The 16,759-nt window shown below is 71.3% G+C and carries 13 protein-coding genes; all 13 read left to right on the forward strand.

Annotated features, from left to right (window positions below; all coding sequences use genetic code 11):
• Positions 1-139: 139 nt before the first annotated feature.
• The 13 genes from G4Z16_RS29500 to G4Z16_RS29560 all read left to right on the forward strand — a co-directional run bounded on the left by G4Z16_RS29500 (position 140) and on the right by G4Z16_RS29560 (position 16,660).
• On the forward strand, positions 140-1,132 hold the full coding sequence (locus G4Z16_RS29500) for an aspartate carbamoyltransferase catalytic subunit (RefSeq protein ID WP_197353621.1): 993 nt from the start codon (positions 140-142) through the stop codon (positions 1,130-1,132).
• Positions 1,133-1,134: 2 nt separating this feature from the next.
• Entirely contained in the window at positions 1,135-2,442 is a 1,308-nt protein-coding gene (locus tag G4Z16_RS29505; RefSeq protein WP_197353622.1) for a dihydroorotase, read from the forward strand.
• Positions 2,442-3,062: a PH-like domain-containing protein gene (locus G4Z16_RS29510; protein WP_425508188.1), complete on the forward strand. Its 621-nt coding sequence runs from the start codon at positions 2,442-2,444 to the stop codon at positions 3,060-3,062. The genes G4Z16_RS29505 and G4Z16_RS29510 overlap by 1 nt, the downstream gene beginning before the upstream one ends.
• A complete protein-coding gene (gene carA / locus G4Z16_RS29515; RefSeq protein WP_197353623.1) occupies positions 3,062-4,285 on the forward strand; it encodes a glutamine-hydrolyzing carbamoyl-phosphate synthase small subunit in 1,224 nt (407 codons plus the stop codon). Before G4Z16_RS29510 ends, carA begins: the two co-directional genes overlap by 1 nt.
• A complete protein-coding gene (gene carB / locus G4Z16_RS29520) occupies positions 4,278-7,592 on the forward strand; it encodes a carbamoyl-phosphate synthase large subunit (protein WP_197353624.1) in 3,315 nt (1,104 codons plus the stop codon). Before carA ends, carB begins: the two co-directional genes overlap by 8 nt.
• A gap of 93 nt (positions 7,593-7,685) precedes the next feature.
• Entirely contained in the window at positions 7,686-8,822 is a 1,137-nt protein-coding gene (locus tag G4Z16_RS29525; protein WP_197353625.1) for a quinone-dependent dihydroorotate dehydrogenase, read from the forward strand.
• A gap of 107 nt (positions 8,823-8,929) precedes the next feature.
• Positions 8,930-9,739, forward strand: coding sequence for an orotidine-5'-phosphate decarboxylase (gene pyrF, locus G4Z16_RS29530; protein WP_246531395.1), 810 nt, complete (start codon positions 8,930-8,932; stop codon positions 9,737-9,739).
• 404 nt (positions 9,740-10,143) lie between these two features.
• On the forward strand, positions 10,144-10,467 hold the full coding sequence (mihF, locus tag G4Z16_RS29535; RefSeq protein WP_028431629.1) for an integration host factor, actinobacterial type: 324 nt from the start codon (positions 10,144-10,146) through the stop codon (positions 10,465-10,467).
• A gap of 81 nt (positions 10,468-10,548) precedes the next feature.
• Positions 10,549-11,145 carry a guanylate kinase gene (gene gmk / locus G4Z16_RS29540; protein ID WP_197353626.1) on the forward strand — a complete coding sequence of 199 codons (597 nt, stop codon included), beginning with the start codon at positions 10,549-10,551 and terminating at the stop codon, positions 11,143-11,145.
• A gap of 46 nt (positions 11,146-11,191) precedes the next feature.
• Positions 11,192-11,467 (forward strand): DNA-directed RNA polymerase subunit omega, encoded by a 276-nt coding sequence (rpoZ, locus tag G4Z16_RS29545; RefSeq protein ID WP_028431631.1) that lies wholly within the window; start codon positions 11,192-11,194, stop codon positions 11,465-11,467.
• 175 nt (positions 11,468-11,642) lie between these two features.
• On the forward strand, positions 11,643-12,866 hold the full coding sequence (coaBC, locus tag G4Z16_RS29550; protein ID WP_197353627.1) for a bifunctional phosphopantothenoylcysteine decarboxylase/phosphopantothenate--cysteine ligase CoaBC: 1,224 nt from the start codon (positions 11,643-11,645) through the stop codon (positions 12,864-12,866).
• Between the two features lie 291 nt (positions 12,867-13,157).
• Positions 13,158-14,369, forward strand: a complete 1,212-nt coding sequence (gene metK / locus G4Z16_RS29555; RefSeq protein ID WP_197353628.1) for a methionine adenosyltransferase — start codon at positions 13,158-13,160, stop codon at positions 14,367-14,369.
• A gap of 140 nt (positions 14,370-14,509) precedes the next feature.
• Positions 14,510-16,660 (forward strand): primosomal protein N', encoded by a 2,151-nt coding sequence (locus G4Z16_RS29560; RefSeq protein WP_197353629.1) that lies wholly within the window; start codon positions 14,510-14,512, stop codon positions 16,658-16,660.
• The last annotated feature ends 99 nt before the right edge of the window (positions 16,661-16,759 follow it).

Below are 16,759 nucleotides of genomic sequence, written 5' to 3' on the forward strand. Positions count from 1 at the left end.
CTGAGCCCCGCCGCGTGACACCCCGGCACGGGTAGGGCGGCAAGCAGCCGCACGCCCCGGACCCCGTCCGCGTCCAACTCCCGCCCACCGCCTGCCCGTCCGCCACGCCCACGGACGACTGACCCACGGAAGGCAACAGATGAAGCGTCACCTCATCTCGGCCGCCGATCTCACCCGCGACGACGCCGTGCTCGTCCTCGACACCGCCGAGGAGATGGCCCGCGTCGCCGACAGGCCGATCAAGAAGCTGCCGACCCTGCGCGGCCGCACCGTCGTGAACCTCTTCTTCGAGGACTCGACGCGCACCCGGATCTCCTTCGAGGCAGCCGCCAAACGCCTCTCCGCCGACGTCATCAACTTCTCCGCGAAGGGGTCGTCCGTCTCCAAGGGCGAGTCGCTGAAGGACACAGCGCTCACCCTGGAGGCCATGGGTGCCGACGCCGTCGTCATCCGGCATCACCGTTCCGGGGCTCCGCACCGGCTGGCCACCTCCGGCTGGATCGGCGGCTCGGTCGTCAACGCCGGAGACGGCACCCACGAGCACCCCACGCAGGCCCTGCTGGACGCCTTCACCATGCGCAGGCGCCTGGCCGGCGGTGAGGGCGACCTGTCGGGGCAGCGCATCACGATCGTCGGCGACGTGCTGCACAGCCGCGTCGCACGCTCCAACGTCCACCTGCTCAGCACGCTCGGCGCCGAGGTCACGCTCGTCGCCCCGCCCACCCTGGTTCCTGTCGGGGTGGGCAGCTGGCCCTGCGAGGTCAGTTACGACCTGGACCCCGTCATCGCCAAGTCCGACGCCGTGATGATGCTGCGCGTCCAACGGGAGCGCATGAACGCGGCGTTCTTCCCGACCGAGCGCGAGTACGCGCGCCGCTACGGGCTGGACGGGCAGCGGATGGCGCGCATGCCCGAGCACTCCGTCGTGATGCACCCCGGCCCCATGAACCGCGGGATGGAGATCACCGCGGAGGTCGCGGACTCGCCCCGCTGCACCGCCGTCGAGCAGGTGGCCAACGGCGTCAGCATCCGGATGGCGGTGCTCTATCTGCTGCTCGGCGGTTCCGAACCCGCCGTCTCCGCAGCTCCCGCCGACCGCGCGGAAGCCGCCCGTACCGAGGAGAACGACTGACCATGGCAGGCAAGAACAGCTCCACCGCCCGTACGCTCCTCCGCGGCGCACGCGTGCTCGGAGGCGAGCCCCAGGACGTACTGATCGACGGGGAGAAGATCGCGGAGACCGGCAGCGGCCTCGACGCCACCGGCGCGGACGTGATCGACGCCGGAGGCCGGATCCTGCTGCCCGGTCTCGTCGACCTGCACACACATCTGCGCGAACCGGGCCGTGAGGACTCCGAGACCGTGCTCACCGGCACCAGGGCCGCCGCCACGGGCGGCTACACGGCCGTGCACGCCATGGCCAACACCTTCCCGGTCGCGGACACCGCCGGCGTCGTCGAGCAGGTGTGGCGTCTGGGCCGCGAGTCCGGGTACTGCGACGTGCAGCCCATCGGCGCGGTCACCGTCGGGCTGGAGGGCAAGCAACTCGCCGAACTCGGCGCCATGCACGACTCCGCGGCGGGCGTGCGGGTCTTCTCCGACGACGGCAAGTGCGTCGACGACGCGGTCATCATGCGCAGGGCACTGGAGTACGTGAAGGCGTTCGACGGCGTCGTCGCCCAGCACGCGCAGGAGCCGCGGCTCACCGAGGGCGCCCAGATGAACGAGGGCACCGTCTCCGCGGAACTCGGCCTGGGCGGCTGGCCCGCCGTCGCCGAGGAGTCGATCATCGCGAGGGACGTGCTGCTCGCCGCCCACGTCGGGTCCCGCCTGCACATCTGCCACCTGTCCACGGCCGGCTCCGTCGAGCTGGTGCGCTGGGCCAAGTCCAAGGGCTGGAACGTCACTGCAGAGGTCACCCCGCACCATCTGCTGCTCACCGACGAACTCGTGCGCTCCTACGACCCGGTCTACAAGGTGAATCCGCCGCTGCGCACCGAGACCGACGTGCGCGCACTGCGTGAGGCGCTCGCCGACGGCACCATCGACTGCGTCGCCACGGACCACGCACCCCACCCGCACGAGGACAAGGACTGCGAGTGGGGCGCCGCGGCCATGGGGATGCTCGGCCTCGAGACGGCGCTGTCCGTGCTCCAGCACACGATGGTGGAGACCGGCCTGCTGGACTGGGCGGGCATCGCCGAACGGATGTCGCACCGCCCCGCCGCGATCGGGCGCCTGAACGGCCAGGGCCGTCCCGTCGCCGCCGGTGAACCCGCGAACCTGCTGCTCATCGACCCGGACTACCGTGGGGCGGTGGACCCCGCGGGCTTCGCCTCCCGCAGCCGTAACACCCCCTACGAGGGCCGCGAACTGCCGGGACGCGTCACGCACACCTGGCTGCGGGGACGGGCAACACTCGTCGACGGGAAACTGGCGTGATCGCACAACCTCTCGCTTCCCTGGCCGCGGACCTGGCGCGCGAACCCAAGTCGCAGGAGGTCACGGACTGGGCCGCTCGCATCGGCTGGGTCGTCGGTCTGCTGCTCTTCGTCGCGCTGCTGTACTGGCTGATGCGGCAGGGCTGGAAGTGGCGCGGCACCCTTCAGGGCGACCTGCCGGAGCCCGCGTCGCCGCCCGCACCGGAGGAGACCGGCGAGACCCTGCTTCACGCGGCGGGCCGCTACCACGGCTCCACGACGGCCGGGCAGTGGCTGGACCGCGTCGTCGCCCACGGCCTGGGCACCCGCAGCCGGGCCGAACTCACGCTGACGGCAGGGGGCGTCCAGGTGCTGCGGCCCGGCGCACGGGACTTCTTCGTCCCGGCGGGGCAGCTGCGCGGCGCCCGCCTGGACAAGGGCATCGCGGGCAAGGTCCTCACCGAAGGGGGCCTGCTGGTGATCACCTGGCAGCTCGGCGACCGCCGCCTCGACTCCGGTTTCCGCTTCGACCGCGCCGCCGGGCACACGGCCTGGGCGGAGCAGATCACCGCAATCGCGTCCGGCGACAGCGGCGTCGCCGGCAGGCACCACCACGCAGTAACCCCGGAGAAGGACACATGATGACGAGCACCGACCGGCGGGCCGCCGGAAGTTCCGCCGTACTCGTGCTGGAGGACGGCCGCAGCTTCCGCGGACACGCGTACGGAGCGGTGGGGCAGACCTTCGGGGAAGCCGTCTTCAACACCGGCATGACCGGCTACCAGGAGACGCTCACCGACCCCTCCTACCACCGCCAGGTGGTCGTGATGACCGCCCCGCACATCGGCAACACGGGCGTCAACGACGAGGATCCGGAGTCCGCGCGCATCTGGGTCGCCGGTTACGTCGTACGCGACCCGGCGCGCAGGCCCTCGAACTGGCGCTCCGTGCGCACCCTCGACGAGGAGCTCGCCGCGCAGGGCGTCGTCGGGATCAGCGGCGTGGACACCCGCGCGCTCACCCGGCACCTGCGCGAGCGCGGTGCGATGCGCGCTGGGATCTTCTCCGGGGACGCGGCCTCGGCGGACGGTGCTGCTCTGCTGGAGCGGGTGCTCTCCGCTCCGGCGATGAAGGGCGCCGACCTGTGCGGCGAGGTGGCCACGCGGGAGCGGTACACGGTGCCGGCGCACGGCACCAAGCGCTTCACCGTCGCCGCCGTCGACCTCGGCATCAAGGGCATGACCCCGCACCGCATGGCCGAGCGCGGGATAGAGGTGCACGTGCTGCCGGCGGACGCGAGCGTCGAGGACGTCTACGCCGTCCGGCCGGACGGGGTGTTCTTCTCCAACGGGCCCGGCGACCCGGCGACCGCCGAGCACCCCGTGGCGCTGATGCGCGCGGTGATGGAGCGCGGAACGCCCCTCTTCGGCATCTGCTTCGGCAACCAGATCCTCGGACGGGCCCTCGGCTTCGGCACGTTCAAGCTCAAGTACGGCCACCGGGGCGTCAACCAGCCCGTGCAGGACCGGGCGACGGGCAAGGTCGAAGTCACCGCGCACAACCACGGGTTCGCGGTCGACGCACCGCTGGACACCGTCAGCGAGACCCCGTACGGACGCGCCGAGGTCTCCCACGTCTGCCTCAACGACGGCGTGGTGGAAGGGCTGCGGCTTCTCGACCGGCCCGCCTTCAGCGTCCAGTACCACCCCGAGGCGGCGGCCGGTCCGCACGACGCCGCGTACCTCTTCGACCGCTTCACCGCGCTCATGAGCGGCGCCGCGGACGGCGAGCACGGCAGGAACGAACAGCACAGCAGCAACGAACAGCACAGCACCAAGGCGCACATGGAGGACCGGCGTGCCTAAGCGCACCGACATCGAGTCCGTTCTGGTGATCGGCTCGGGCCCGATCGTGATCGGCCAGGCGGCCGAGTTCGACTACTCCGGTACGCAGGCCTGCCGAGTGCTGAAGTCGGAAGGCCTGCGGGTGATCCTCGTCAACTCCAACCCGGCCACGATCATGACGGACCCGGAGATCGCGGACGCGACGTATGTCGAGCCGATCACACCGGAGTTCGTCGAGAAGATCATCGCGAAGGAGCGGCCGGACGCGCTGCTGCCGACGCTGGGCGGCCAGACGGCCCTGAACACCGCGATCTCGCTGCACGAGTCCGGGGCCCTGGCCGAGCACGGCGTGGAGCTGATCGGCGCCAACGTCGAGGCCATCAACAAGGGCGAGGACCGCGACCGGTTCAAGGAGGTCGTCGAGGCCGTCCGTGCCCGCACGGGTCACGGCGAGTCCGCCCGTTCGGTCATCTGCCACTCCATGGAGGAGGTCCTGGCCGGAGTCGACGGTCTGGGCGGCTACCCCGTCGTCGTACGCCCGTCGTTCACGATGGGCGGCGCGGGCTCCGGCTTCGCGCACGACGAGGAGGAACTGCGCCGCATCGCCGGGCAGGGCCTGGCTCTCTCCCCGACCACCGAGGTGCTGCTGGAGGAGTCGATCCTCGGGTGGAAGGAGTACGAGCTGGAGCTGATGCGCGACAAGAACGACAACGTCGTGGTCGTCTGCTCCATCGAGAACTTCGACCCGATGGGCGTGCACACCGGTGACTCCATCACCGTCGCACCGTCGATGACACTGACCGACCGGGAGTACCAGATCCTCCGGGACATCGGCATCGCCGTGATCCGTGAGGTCGGCGTCGACACCGGCGGCTGCAACATCCAGTTCGCGGTCGACCCGTCCGACGGGCGCGTCGTCGTGATCGAGATGAACCCGCGGGTCTCCCGCTCCTCCGCGCTCGCCTCGAAGGCCACCGGCTTCCCCATCGCCAAGATCGCGGCGAAGCTCGCCGTGGGCTACACGCTCGACGAGATCCCCAACGACATCACCGAGAAGACCCCGGCCTCGTTCGAGCCGACGCTGGACTACGTGGTGGTCAAGGCGCCGCGGTTCGCCTTCGAGAAGTTCCCGGCGGCCGACGACACCCTCACGACCACGATGAAGTCCGTCGGCGAGGCGATGGCCATCGGCCGCAACTTCCCCGAGGCGCTCAACAAGGCACTGCGCTCGCTGGAGAAGAAGGGCAGCCAGTTCGACTTCACCTCTCCGGTGGGGGAGAAGAGCGTGCTGCTGGAGCAGGCCGCCCGGCCGACCGACGGGCGGATCAACACCGTCATGGACGCCATCCGTGCCGGGGCCACGCAGGAGGAGGTCTTCGACGCCACGAAGATCGATCCCTGGTTCACCGACCAGCTCTTCCTGATCCACGAGGTCGCCCAAGAGCTCGCTGCGGCACGGGAATTGAGCCCCGAACTGCTGTCCGTGGCCAAGCGGTACGGCTTCTCGGACGCTCAGATCGCCCAGGTGCGCTCGCTGCGCGAGGACGTGGTGCGCGAGGTGCGGCACGCGCTGGGAATCCGTCCCGTCTACAAGACCGTCGACACCTGCGCCGCCGAATTCGCCGCCCGCACGCCCTACTTCTACTCCTCCTACGACGAGGAGAGCGAGGTCGCGCCGCGTGAGAAGCCCGCCGTGATCATCCTGGGCTCCGGGCCGAACCGCATCGGCCAGGGGATCGAGTTCGACTACTCCTGCGTGCACGCCTCCTTCGCCCTGGGCGAGGCCGGCTACGAGACCGTGATGGTCAACTGCAACCCGGAGACCGTCTCCACCGACTACGACACCTCCGACCGGCTCTACTTCGAGCCGCTCACACTGGAGGACGTGCTGGAGATCGTCCACGCCGAGCAGGAGGCCGGGCCGGTCGCGGGCGTGATCGTCCAGCTGGGCGGCCAGACGCCGCTCGGCCTCGCACAGGCGCTGAAGGACGCAGGCGTGCCGATCGTGGGCACGCCGCCCGAGGCGATCAACCTCGCCGAGGAGCGCGGTGCCTTCGGACGCGTACTGGAGGAGGCCGGGCTCCCGGCACCCAGGTACGGCACGGCCTACTCCTTCGACCAGGCCAAGGACATCGCCGCCGGCATCAACTACCCGGTGATGGTGCGTCCTTCGTACGTGCTGGGCGGACGCGGCATGGAGATCGTCTACGACGAGGCCGCGCTCGCCGCCTACTTGGAACGGCACGCGGGGCTGATCTCCGAACACCCCGTCCTCATCGACCGCTTCCTCGACGACGCCATCGAGATCGACGTCGACGCCCTGTACGACGGCGAGGAGCTCTACCTCGGCGGCGTCATGGAGCACATCGAGGAGGCCGGTATCCACTCCGGCGACTCCGCCTGCGCCCTGCCGCCCATCACCCTGGGCGGCCACGACATCAAGCGTCTGCGCGCCTCGACGGAGGCCATCGCGCGCGGTGTCGGCGTACGCGGGCTGATCAACATCCAGTTCGCGATGTCGGGGGACATCCTCTACGTGCTGGAGGCCAATCCCCGCGCGTCCCGCACCGTCCCCTTCACGTCCAAGGCCACGGCCGTCCCCCTGGCCAAGGCCGCCGCCCGCATCTCGCTGGGTGCCACGGTGGCGCAGCTGCGTTCCGAGGGGATGCTGCCCGCCACGGGCGACGGCGGCGATCTGCCGCTGGACGCGCCCATCTCCGTGAAGGAGGCGGTGCTGCCCTGGACGCGCTTCCGCGACGTGCAGGGGCGCGGGGTGGACACCATCCTCGGCCCGGAGATGCGCTCCACCGGCGAAGTCATGGGCATCGACGCCGTGTTCGGCACCTCCTACGCCAAGTCGCAGGCCGCCGCGTACGGTGCGCTGCCCACGAAGGGGCGGGCGTTCGTCTCCGTCGCCAACCGCGACAAGCGCTCGCTGATCTTCCCCGCACGCGAACTGGCCGCCATGGGCTTCGAGTTGCTGGCGACCTCCGGCACCGCCGAGGTCCTCAGGCGAAACGGCATCAACGCCACCGTCGTACGGAAGCACAGCCAGGGCCCCGGCCCTGACGGTGAGCCGACCGTCGTCCAGCTCATCCACGACGGCCACATCGACCTCATCGTCAACACGCCCTGGGGCACCGGCGGCCGCCTCGACGGGTACGACATCCGCACCGCCGCCGTCGCCCGCGCCGTTCCCTGCCTCACGACCGTCCAGGCACTGGCCGCGGCCGTGCAGGGCATCGAGGCGATGGCGCGCGGAGAGGTGGGTGTCCGCTCGCTCCAGGAGCACGCCGACCACCTCACCGCCGCCCGCGGGTCCGGCTGAACCGTCCGTCCCCGTCCCCGTCCCCGTCCCGAAGCATCCGGCACCGCTCTCGCCCCGACTCCCCGCCCGTACGCACGTGAAGGCCCGGCCCGTATGTACTCCCTGCTGTTCAAGACCGTGTTCGCGCGGATGGATCCAGAAGCGGCTCACCGGCTGGCCTTCGGCCTGATCCGTCTCGCCGCGCGCCTTCCCCTGGTGCGCGGGGTGATCGCCGCGCGGTTCGCCCCGCGCCGCGAGGAGCTGGGCGTACGGGCGCTGGGCCGCAGCATGCCGGGGCCCTTCGGGCTCGCCGCGGGCTTCGACAAGAATGCCGAGGGCATTGACGGCCTGGCGATGCTCGGCTTCGACCACGTCGAGGTCGGCACGGTCACCGGTCAGGCGCAGCCCGGGAATCCGCGCAAGCGGCTCTTCCGGCTGCTGCCGGACCGGGCCCTGATCAACCGCATGGGCTTCAACAACGACGGTTCGGCCGCCGTCGGCGCGCGGCTCGCGGCCCGCGCCCGCCGCCGCGGCTCCGGCCGGCCCGCCGGACGGACACCGGTGGTCGGCGTCAACATCGGCAAGACCAAGGCCGTTCCGGAGGAGGAGGCGGCAGCCGACTACGTCACCTCGGCGCGGCGGCTCGCCGCATACGCCGACTACCTCGTGGTCAACGTCTCCTCGCCCAACACCCCCGGACTGCGCGCCCTCCAGGCCACCGAGTCGCTGCGCCCCCTGCTGGGCGCGGTGCGGGAGGCCGCAGACGAGGCCGTCCCGGACCGTCGAGTGCCGCTGCTGGTCAAGATCGCGCCCGATCTCGCGGACGAGGACGTGGACGCCGTCGCTGACCTCGCCGTCGAACTGGGCCTGGACGGCATCATCGCCACCAACACCACCATCGCCCGCGACGGGCTGGGGCTGAGCGGCGACCCCTCCATCGCCTCGGAGACCGGCGGCCTCTCGGGCGCCCCGCTGCGGGAGCGCTCGCTGGAGGTACTGCGACGCCTGTACGCACGGGTCGGCGACCGGGTCACTCTCGTCGGCGTCGGCGGGGTGACCACGGCCGACGACCTGTGGCAGCGCATCCTCGCCGGCGCGACGCTCGTCCAGGGCTACAGCGCCTTCGTGTACGAAGGTCCCGGCTGGGCGCGGAAACTGCACGCGGGCCTGGCGGAGCGGCTGGCCGCAAGCCCGTACGCGACGCTCGCCGAAGCCGTCGGAGCCGAGAACAGGAAGGCCGAAGCCGCATGAGCCCCATGAACCCGACCACCACCGGCCCCGGGAACGGGCACTCCCGTGCCGCCGGCCGTGGCGGCGCCGCCCGCAGGGAGCCGTTCGGCGTCCGGCTGCGCCGAGCCATGGACACCAGGGGCCCGCTCTGCGTGGGCATCGACCCGCATGCGGCGCTCCTCGCGGACTGGGGCCTCGGCGACGACATCGCCGGACTCGAGCGCTTCACCCGCACCGTTGTCGAGGCGCTGGCGGACCGGGTCGCCGTGCTCAAGCCGCAGTCGGCCTTCTTCGAACGCTTCGGCTCCCGCGGCGTCGCCGTGCTGGAACGTGCCGTCGCCGAGTCACGGGACGCCGGGGCGCTCGTCGTCATGGACGCCAAGCGCGGGGACATCGGATCGACCATGGCCGCCTACGCGGACGCGTTCCTCGACCCCTCCTCCCCACTGTTCTCGGACGCGCTGACCGTCAGCCCGTATCTGGGCTTCGGTTCGCTGCGCCCGGCCCTCGACCGTGCCCGCGCGTCCGGCTGCGGACTCTTCGTGCTGGCGCTGACCTCCAATCCCGAGGGGGCCGAGGTGCAGCACGCGGCGGGCGGCGACGGCCGCACCGTCGCGGCCACCGTCCTCGGGCACCTCGCGCGGGAGAACGCGGGCGAGGAGCCCCTCGGCCCCTTCGGCGCGGTCGTCGGGGCCACCCTCGGGAACTCGCTCGCCGGCGGAACGGACGTCGACCTTGACATCGGCGGAGCGCTGCTCGCCCCGGGAATCGGGGCCCAGGGCGCGACGGCGGCCGATCTTCCACGCGTCTTCGGTACGGCCCTTGGCAATGTGCTGCCGAGCATCAGCAGGGGAGTGCTCAAGCACGGGCCGTCGGGGGAAGCACTGCGGAAGGCGGCAGCCGCCGAGGCGCGCCTCATGGCCGAAGCCCTCGCGTGAAGGCGCGCGGTGCCGGGTGAACCCCTCGATAGAACGTGCGTGAAAGGGCGCGAAACGGTCGCCCGTGAGAACGCGGACCGCCCCCGGGACACCCCTTCACCGCTCCGCTCGGTCCGTCGCCCCGCACCCGCGTCGTACCTGCGGAGATGCCCCGCAGTGACGTCGACGCCCGTGCAAAATCGCGCAGTTGGCCAAAAAACTGGAGCGGTTTGGGCCGTTATGTACCGATCGACTTGAGTCTGACCAGGACTTTTCCGCAGTTCTCGCTGACTCAGGCGCTGTCGCCCGCTAGTCTCCGTCGGGAGCAGCGTGAACAGGCGCGTTGCTCGCTGCTCCGCCTGTGCGGGGCTACGAGGTTCCTCACCGAATCCATTTCCGACAGTTCTAACTGAGGTGACGTAGGCGTGGCTCTTCCGCCCCTTACCCCTGAACAGCGCGCAGCCGCGCTCGAAAAGGCCGCCGCGGCTCGCCGGGAGCGCGCCGAGGTCAAGAACCGGCTGAAGCACTCCGGTGCGACCCTGCACGATGTGATCAAACAGGGCCAGGAGAACGACGTCATCGGCAAGATGAAGGTCAGTGCTCTCCTGGAGAGTCTGCCCGGCGTCGGCAAGGTCCGCGCCAAGCAGATCATGGAGCGTCTCGGGATCTCCGAGAGCCGCCGCGTCCGCGGCCTCGGCTCCAACCAGATCGCCGCTCTGGAGCGGGAGTTCGGCGGCGCGTCCGCCTGACCTCGCACCGCACGGCACCGTGGGCCCCGGCCTGCGGTGCCGTGGTGGCAAGGCACCGCCGAAAACCGGGATAATCGCTGCATGAGTTCAGCAGCTCCCCGGGGGGCCACCCCCGAACCTCCCGCCGGCACGCCGCGGCTGACCGTGCTCTCCGGCCCTTCGGGCGTCGGCAAGAGCACGGTCGTCGCGCATCTGCGCACGGTCCATCCCGAGGTCTGGCTGTCCGTCTCCGCCACCACGCGCAGACCGCGCCCCGGCGAGGTGCACGGTGTGCAGTACTTCTTCGTCAGCGACGACGAGTTCGACAAGCTGATCGCCAACGGTGAGCTCCTGGAGTGGGCCGAGTTCGCCGGCAACCGTTACGGCACGCCCCGAGGGCCCGTACTGAAGCACCTCGAGAGCGGCGAGCCCGTGCTCCTGGAGATCGATCTGCAGGGGGCCCGGCTGGTGAAGCAGGCGATGTGCTCGGCCCGGCTCGTCTTCCTCGCACCGCCCAGCTGGGACGAGCTGGTGCGCCGCCTGACCGGCCGCGGCACGGAGGACCCCGAGGTGATCGAGCGCCGTCTCGCGGTGGCCCGTACGGAGCTGGCCGCAGAGGAAGAGTTCGACACCACCCTTGTCAATACCTCGGTCGAGGACGTCAGCGCCGAGCTGCTAGCCTTGATGCGGATCGCTTGATTCTTGATCTTTTTCCGACCTTCACACACCCTCCGGAAGGCAGAGCGTGTCCTCTTCCATCTCCACGCCCGAGGGCATCATCAACCCCCCGATTGATGAGCTGCTCGAAGCCACCGACTCGAAGTACAGCCTGGTGATCTACGCGGCCAAGCGCGCCCGGCAGATCAACGCGTACTACTCGCAGCTCGGTGAGGGCCTCCTCGAGTACGTGGGCCCCCTCGTGGACACACACGTCCACGAGAAGCCGCTCTCGATCGCTCTCCGCGAGATCAACGCGGGGCTGCTGACCTCCGAGGCCGTCGACGTGCCGGTCACGCAGTAATCGTCCGCCCGTCCGCGTAGCGCGGGCAGGCAGCGGACAAGGCTTCTCTCACGGGCCCGGCAGCGCGGCTGCCGGGCCCGTGGTGTGTCATGTGCGAGTGAGCGGAAACGCAGAACACGCAGAGGCAGGGCAGGCCGGGCCCGGGCGACGGGCGCCGCGTGGGGAGAGGCGAGCGATGGAGCAGCGCGAGCAGGAGCGGCCCAGGGTCGTCCTGGGAGTCACCGGCGGCATCGCCGCCTACAAGGCGTGCGAGCTGCTGCGGCGCCTGACGGAGAGCGGTCACGAGACGCGGGTGGTGCCGACGGAGTCGGCGCTGCACTTCGTCGGCGCCGCCACCTTCGCGGCCCTGTCCGGCAAGCCCGTCGCAACGGACGTGTGGGATTCGGTCCATGAGGTCCCGCATGTACGGATCGGGCAGGGCGCCGACCTCGTGGTGGTCGCACCTGCCACCGCCGACATCCTCGCCAAGGCCGCTCACGGGCTCGCGGACGACCTGCTCACCAACACCCTTCTCACCGCGCGATGTCCGGTGATCTTCGCGCCCGCCATGCACACGGAGATGTGGGAGCACCCGGCCACACAGGAGAACGTCGCCACGCTGCGCCGCCGGGGCGCGCTCGTCATCGAGCCCGCCGTGGGGCGTCTGACCGGCGTCGACACCGGCAAGGGGCGCTTCCCGGACCCGGAGAGCGTCTTCGAGTTGTGCCGCCGGGTCCTCACCCGGGGAAGCGCCGAGGTGCCCGCCGACATGGCAGGGCGGCACGTGGTGATCAGCGCGGGCGGTACGCGCGAACCGCTCGACCCCGTGCGGTTCCTCGGCAACCGCTCGTCGGGTAAGCAGGGTTACGCGCTGGCCCGTACGGCCGCCGCCCGAGGCGCACGCGTCACGCTGGTCGCGGCGAACACCACCCTCCCCGCCCCCGCCGGCGTCGACGTGGTGCCCGTTGAGACGGCCGCTCAGCTGCGCGAGGCCGTCGTGAAGGCCGCCGGGGACGCCGACGCCGTGGTGATGGCGGCTGCCGTCGCCGACTTCCGGCCCGCCGTCTACGCGCCCGGCAAGATCAAGAAGCGGAACGGTGCCGACCCGGACCCCGTCGCCCTCGTGCGCAACCCGGACATCCTCGCGGAACTGTCCACGGACCGGCCGCGCGCCGGCCAGATCGTCGTCGGCTTCGCCGCCGAGACGGAGGACGCTCTCGCCAACGGCCGCACCAAGCTCGCGCGCAAGAGGTGCGACCTTCTCGTCGTCAACGAGGTCGGGGAGCACAGGACTTTCGGTGCCGAGGACAACGAGGCCGTGGTACTCGGCGCCGACGGCAGCGAGACCCCCGTCCCGTACGGCCCCAAAGAGGCGCTGTCCGATACGGTTTGGGACCTGGTCGCACTGCGTTTTCCCTGACCCGGGCGGCCGTGGGACACCGGCGTGGAATCAACGGTTCCGCCAAGCCCGACTTGTGTGATATGTCACGAGGTGGTCGCTGTTCCGTCATCGCGTCAAGAGGGCCTCGTGGGCGATTCCGGGCAGGGTTACGCAGGTCACCGTGGTATCGAACTTCGAGACGACGTGATTGGATGCGGCCGTAGATGGATAAACTGGCGGCGGACCGTGCTTGGGCCTCTGCTCTCGCGCACAGCCCCCGACCGGTCCGCCCATGAATAGCCAGCAGCCGCTGCAACCCCAGGGAGCGATGTGTCCCGCCGTCTGTTCACCTCGGAATCCGTGACCGAGGGTCATCCTGACAAGATTGCTGACCAGATCAGCGACACCATCCTCGACGCGCTGCTCAAGGAGGACCCGCACTCGCGGGTCGCCGTCGAGACTCTGATCACCACCGGCCTTGTGCACGTCGCCGGTGAGGTGACCACCAAGGCCTATGCCCCGATCTCTTCGCTGGTGCGCAACAAGATCCTGGACATCGGTTACGACTCCTCGAAGAAGGGCTTCGACGGCGCCTCCTGCGGCGTCTCGGAGTCCATCGGTGCCCAGTCCCCCGACATCGCGCAGGGCGTCGACACCGCGTACGAGAACCGTGTCGAGGGCGACGAGGACGAGCTCGACAAGCAGGGCGCGGGCGACCAGGGCCTGATGTTCGGCTACGCCTGCGACGAGACGGCCGAGTACATGCCGTTGCCGATCCAGCTGGCCCACCGGCTCTCCGAGCGCCTCTCGGACGTCCGCAAGAACGGGACCATCCCCTACCTGCGCCCGGACGGCAAGACGCAGGTCACCATCGAGTACGAGGGCGACAAGGCCGTCCGTCTCGACACCGTCGTGGTCTCCTCGCAGCACGCCGCGGACATCGACCTCGACTCGCTGCTCGCCCCGGACATCCGCGAGTACGTCGTGGAGCCGGAGCTCAAGCGCCTCATCGACGAGGACGGCGTGAAGCTGGACACCAGCGGGTACCGGCTGCTGGTCAACCCCACCGGCCGCTTCGAGATCGGCGGCCCGATGGGCGACGCCGGTCTGACCGGCCGCAAGATCATCGTCGACACCTACGGTGGCTATGCCCGCCACGGTGGCGGCGCCTTCTCCGGCAAGGACCCGTCCAAGGTCGACCGCTCGGCTGCGTACGCGACGCGCTGGGTGGCGAAGAACGTCGTCGCTGCCGAGCTGGCCACCCGCTGCGAGGTCCAGGTCGCCTACGCGATCGGCAAGGCCGAGCCGGTGGGTGTCTTCGTCGAGACCTTCGGCACCGCCGCCGTCGACGTGGAGAAGATCGAGGCAGCGATCAGCGAGGTCTTCGACCTCCGCCCGGCCGCGATCATCCGCGACCTGGACCTGCTCCGTCCGATCTACGCCCAGACCGCGGCGTACGGCCACTTCGGCCGTGAGCTGCCGGACTTCACCTGGGAGCGCACCGACCGCGTCGACGCGCTGCGCAAGGCCGCCGGGCTGTAACAGGCCGGCTCGCGCCACCGCGCACGGACTCACGGGCCCGGCCGCCCTCAGGGGGTGGCCGGGCCTCGTCGTATGCGGTTGCGCGGACAGCGTGCTCCTTCCAGCCGCCCTGTCCCTGCCGTCTGCTATGACTGAACGCTGTGAGCAGCGACAACGGGCAGGGGGAGTCCTCCGGCGAGGCGCCGGAGCAGCTTGCGCTGCTGCGGGAGACCGTACGGAAGCGCAAGTCCCCGAAGGCGAAGCCGCGCACGTGGCGCGGTGCGCAGCTCGCCGGCGAGCTGCCCGTGGCGCGCGTGCTGGTCGACAAGGGGCTCGTCCATCTCGACCGGTACTTCGACTACGCGGTGCCCGCCGCGATGGACGAGGAGGCCCAGCCCGGCGTGCGGGTGCGGGTGCGCTTCGGTGCCGGTGAGAAGGAGGGTCGGCGCGAGGGCGGCAGGCTGATCAATGGGTTCATCGTGGAGCGGGTGGCGCACAGCGACTATCCGGGCGCCCTCGCCCCCATCGCGCAGGTGCTCTCCCCGGAGCGTGTGCTCACGCCTCAGCTGCTGCGCCTGTGCCGTGCCGTCGCGGACAGGTACGCCGGGTCGCTCGCGGACGTCGTGCAGCTGGCGGTGCCTCCGCGCATGGCGCGCGCGGAGAAGCGTCCGTCGCCCGAGCCGCAGCCTCCGCCGGAGCCGCCGGTGCCCGGGACCTGGGAGCGGTACGCGGAGGGCCCGGGATATCTGACGGCCCTGGCCGGCGGGGGAACCCCTCGCGCCGTATGGACGGCGCTGCCCGGCCCGCACTGGCCCGAGGAGCTGGCGCGCGCGGTCGTGGCCGCGCTCGCCTCCGGGCGGGGCGCCCTGGCGGTGCTGCCCGACGGGCGTGCGGCGCAGCGTGTCGACGCCGCGCTCACCTCGCTGCTCGGTGACGGGCACCACGTGCTGCTGACCGCCGAGGCGGGCCCCGAGGAGCGCTACACGCGCTGGCTTGCGGTCAAGCGCGGATCGGTCCGCGCCGTGGTGGGGACGCGGGCGGCCATGTTCGCGCCGGTCCGCGATCTGGGCCTTGCCGTCCTGTGGGACGACGGGGACGCCGCCCTCAGCGACGACCACGCACCCCAGCCGCACGCCCGCGAGGTGCTGCTCCAGCGCGCCGTCACCGAGCAGACGGGCTTCCTGCTCGGCGGGCACAGCTGCACGGTCGAGGCGGCTCAGATCGTCGAGTCCGGGTGGGCGAGGCCGATCGAGGCCGGCCGGGAGACCCTGCGGAGGGCGGCGCCGCTGATCCGCACGGTCGGCGAGTTCGATGAGGCACGTGATCCCGCCGCGCGTACGGCGCGGCTGCCGAGCATCGCCTGGTCCACGGCCCGTGACGCCCTGCAGCGCGGGCCGGTACTGGTGCAGGTGCCGCGGCGCGGCTACGTACCGAGGCTTTCGTGCGAGCAGTGCCGCGCCCCCGCCAGATGTGCTCACTGCTCGGGTCCGCTGGAGGCGCCGGAGGAGGGTGCCGTGCTGCGCTGCGGCTGGTGCGCCCGCGAGGCTCCCGACTGGCACTGCGCCCAGTGCGGCGGTACCCGGGTACGCGGCCGGGTCTTCGGCGCCCGGCGCACCGCTGAGGAACTGGGGCGGGCTTTTCCCTCGGTGCCGGTGCGCACCTCCGGGCGTGACCACGTGCTGGAGAGCGTCCCCGCCTCTCCGGCGATCGTCGTCTCCACGCCGGGTGCGGAGCCCGTCGCGGAGGGCCCCGGCTATGCGGCGGCGCTGCTGCTGGACGCCTGGGCGCTGCTGGGACGTCCCGATCTGCGGGCCGGGGAAGAGGCGCTGCGCAGATGGCTGTCGGCCGCGGCGCTCGTACGGCCGGGCGGCGAGGGCGACGACGGTGACGGCACGGTGCTGGTCGTGGCCGAGCCCACGCTGCGGCCGGTGCAGGCCCTCGTGCGCTGGGATCCGGCGGGCTTCGCGGTGCGTGAACTCGCGGATCGAGCGGAGCTGGGCTTTCCCCCGGTCTCGCGGATGGCGGCGGTCAGCGGGCGGCCGGAGGCCGTGGCCGGGCTGCTGTCCCAGGCCCGGCTCCCCGGCGACGCCGAGGTGCTGGGCCCGGTGCCGGTTGCCGTGATCGAACCCGGCAGGCCGCGCCGTCCCGGTGATCCGCCGGTGGGCGAGGAGTGGGTGCGTGCGCTGGTGCGGGTGCCCCAGGGCTCGGGCGCGGCGATGGCGTCGGCGCTGAAGACGGCGCACGTGGCGCGGCTGACGCGGCGTGAGGGGACGCCGGTGTGGATCCGCGTGGACCCGCAGGACATCGGCTGAAGCGCTGCGGCACCGGGTTCCCGTCGACGCGGGCGGACATCACACCGCCCGGTGGCGTTCGGAACGCCACCGGGCGGCGGAGCAACGGCCGTGGAGGAG

Source organism: Streptomyces bathyalis, from assembly GCF_015910445.1.
GTDB classification, from domain to species: Bacteria; Actinomycetota; Actinomycetes; order Streptomycetales; family Streptomycetaceae; genus Streptomyces; species Streptomyces bathyalis.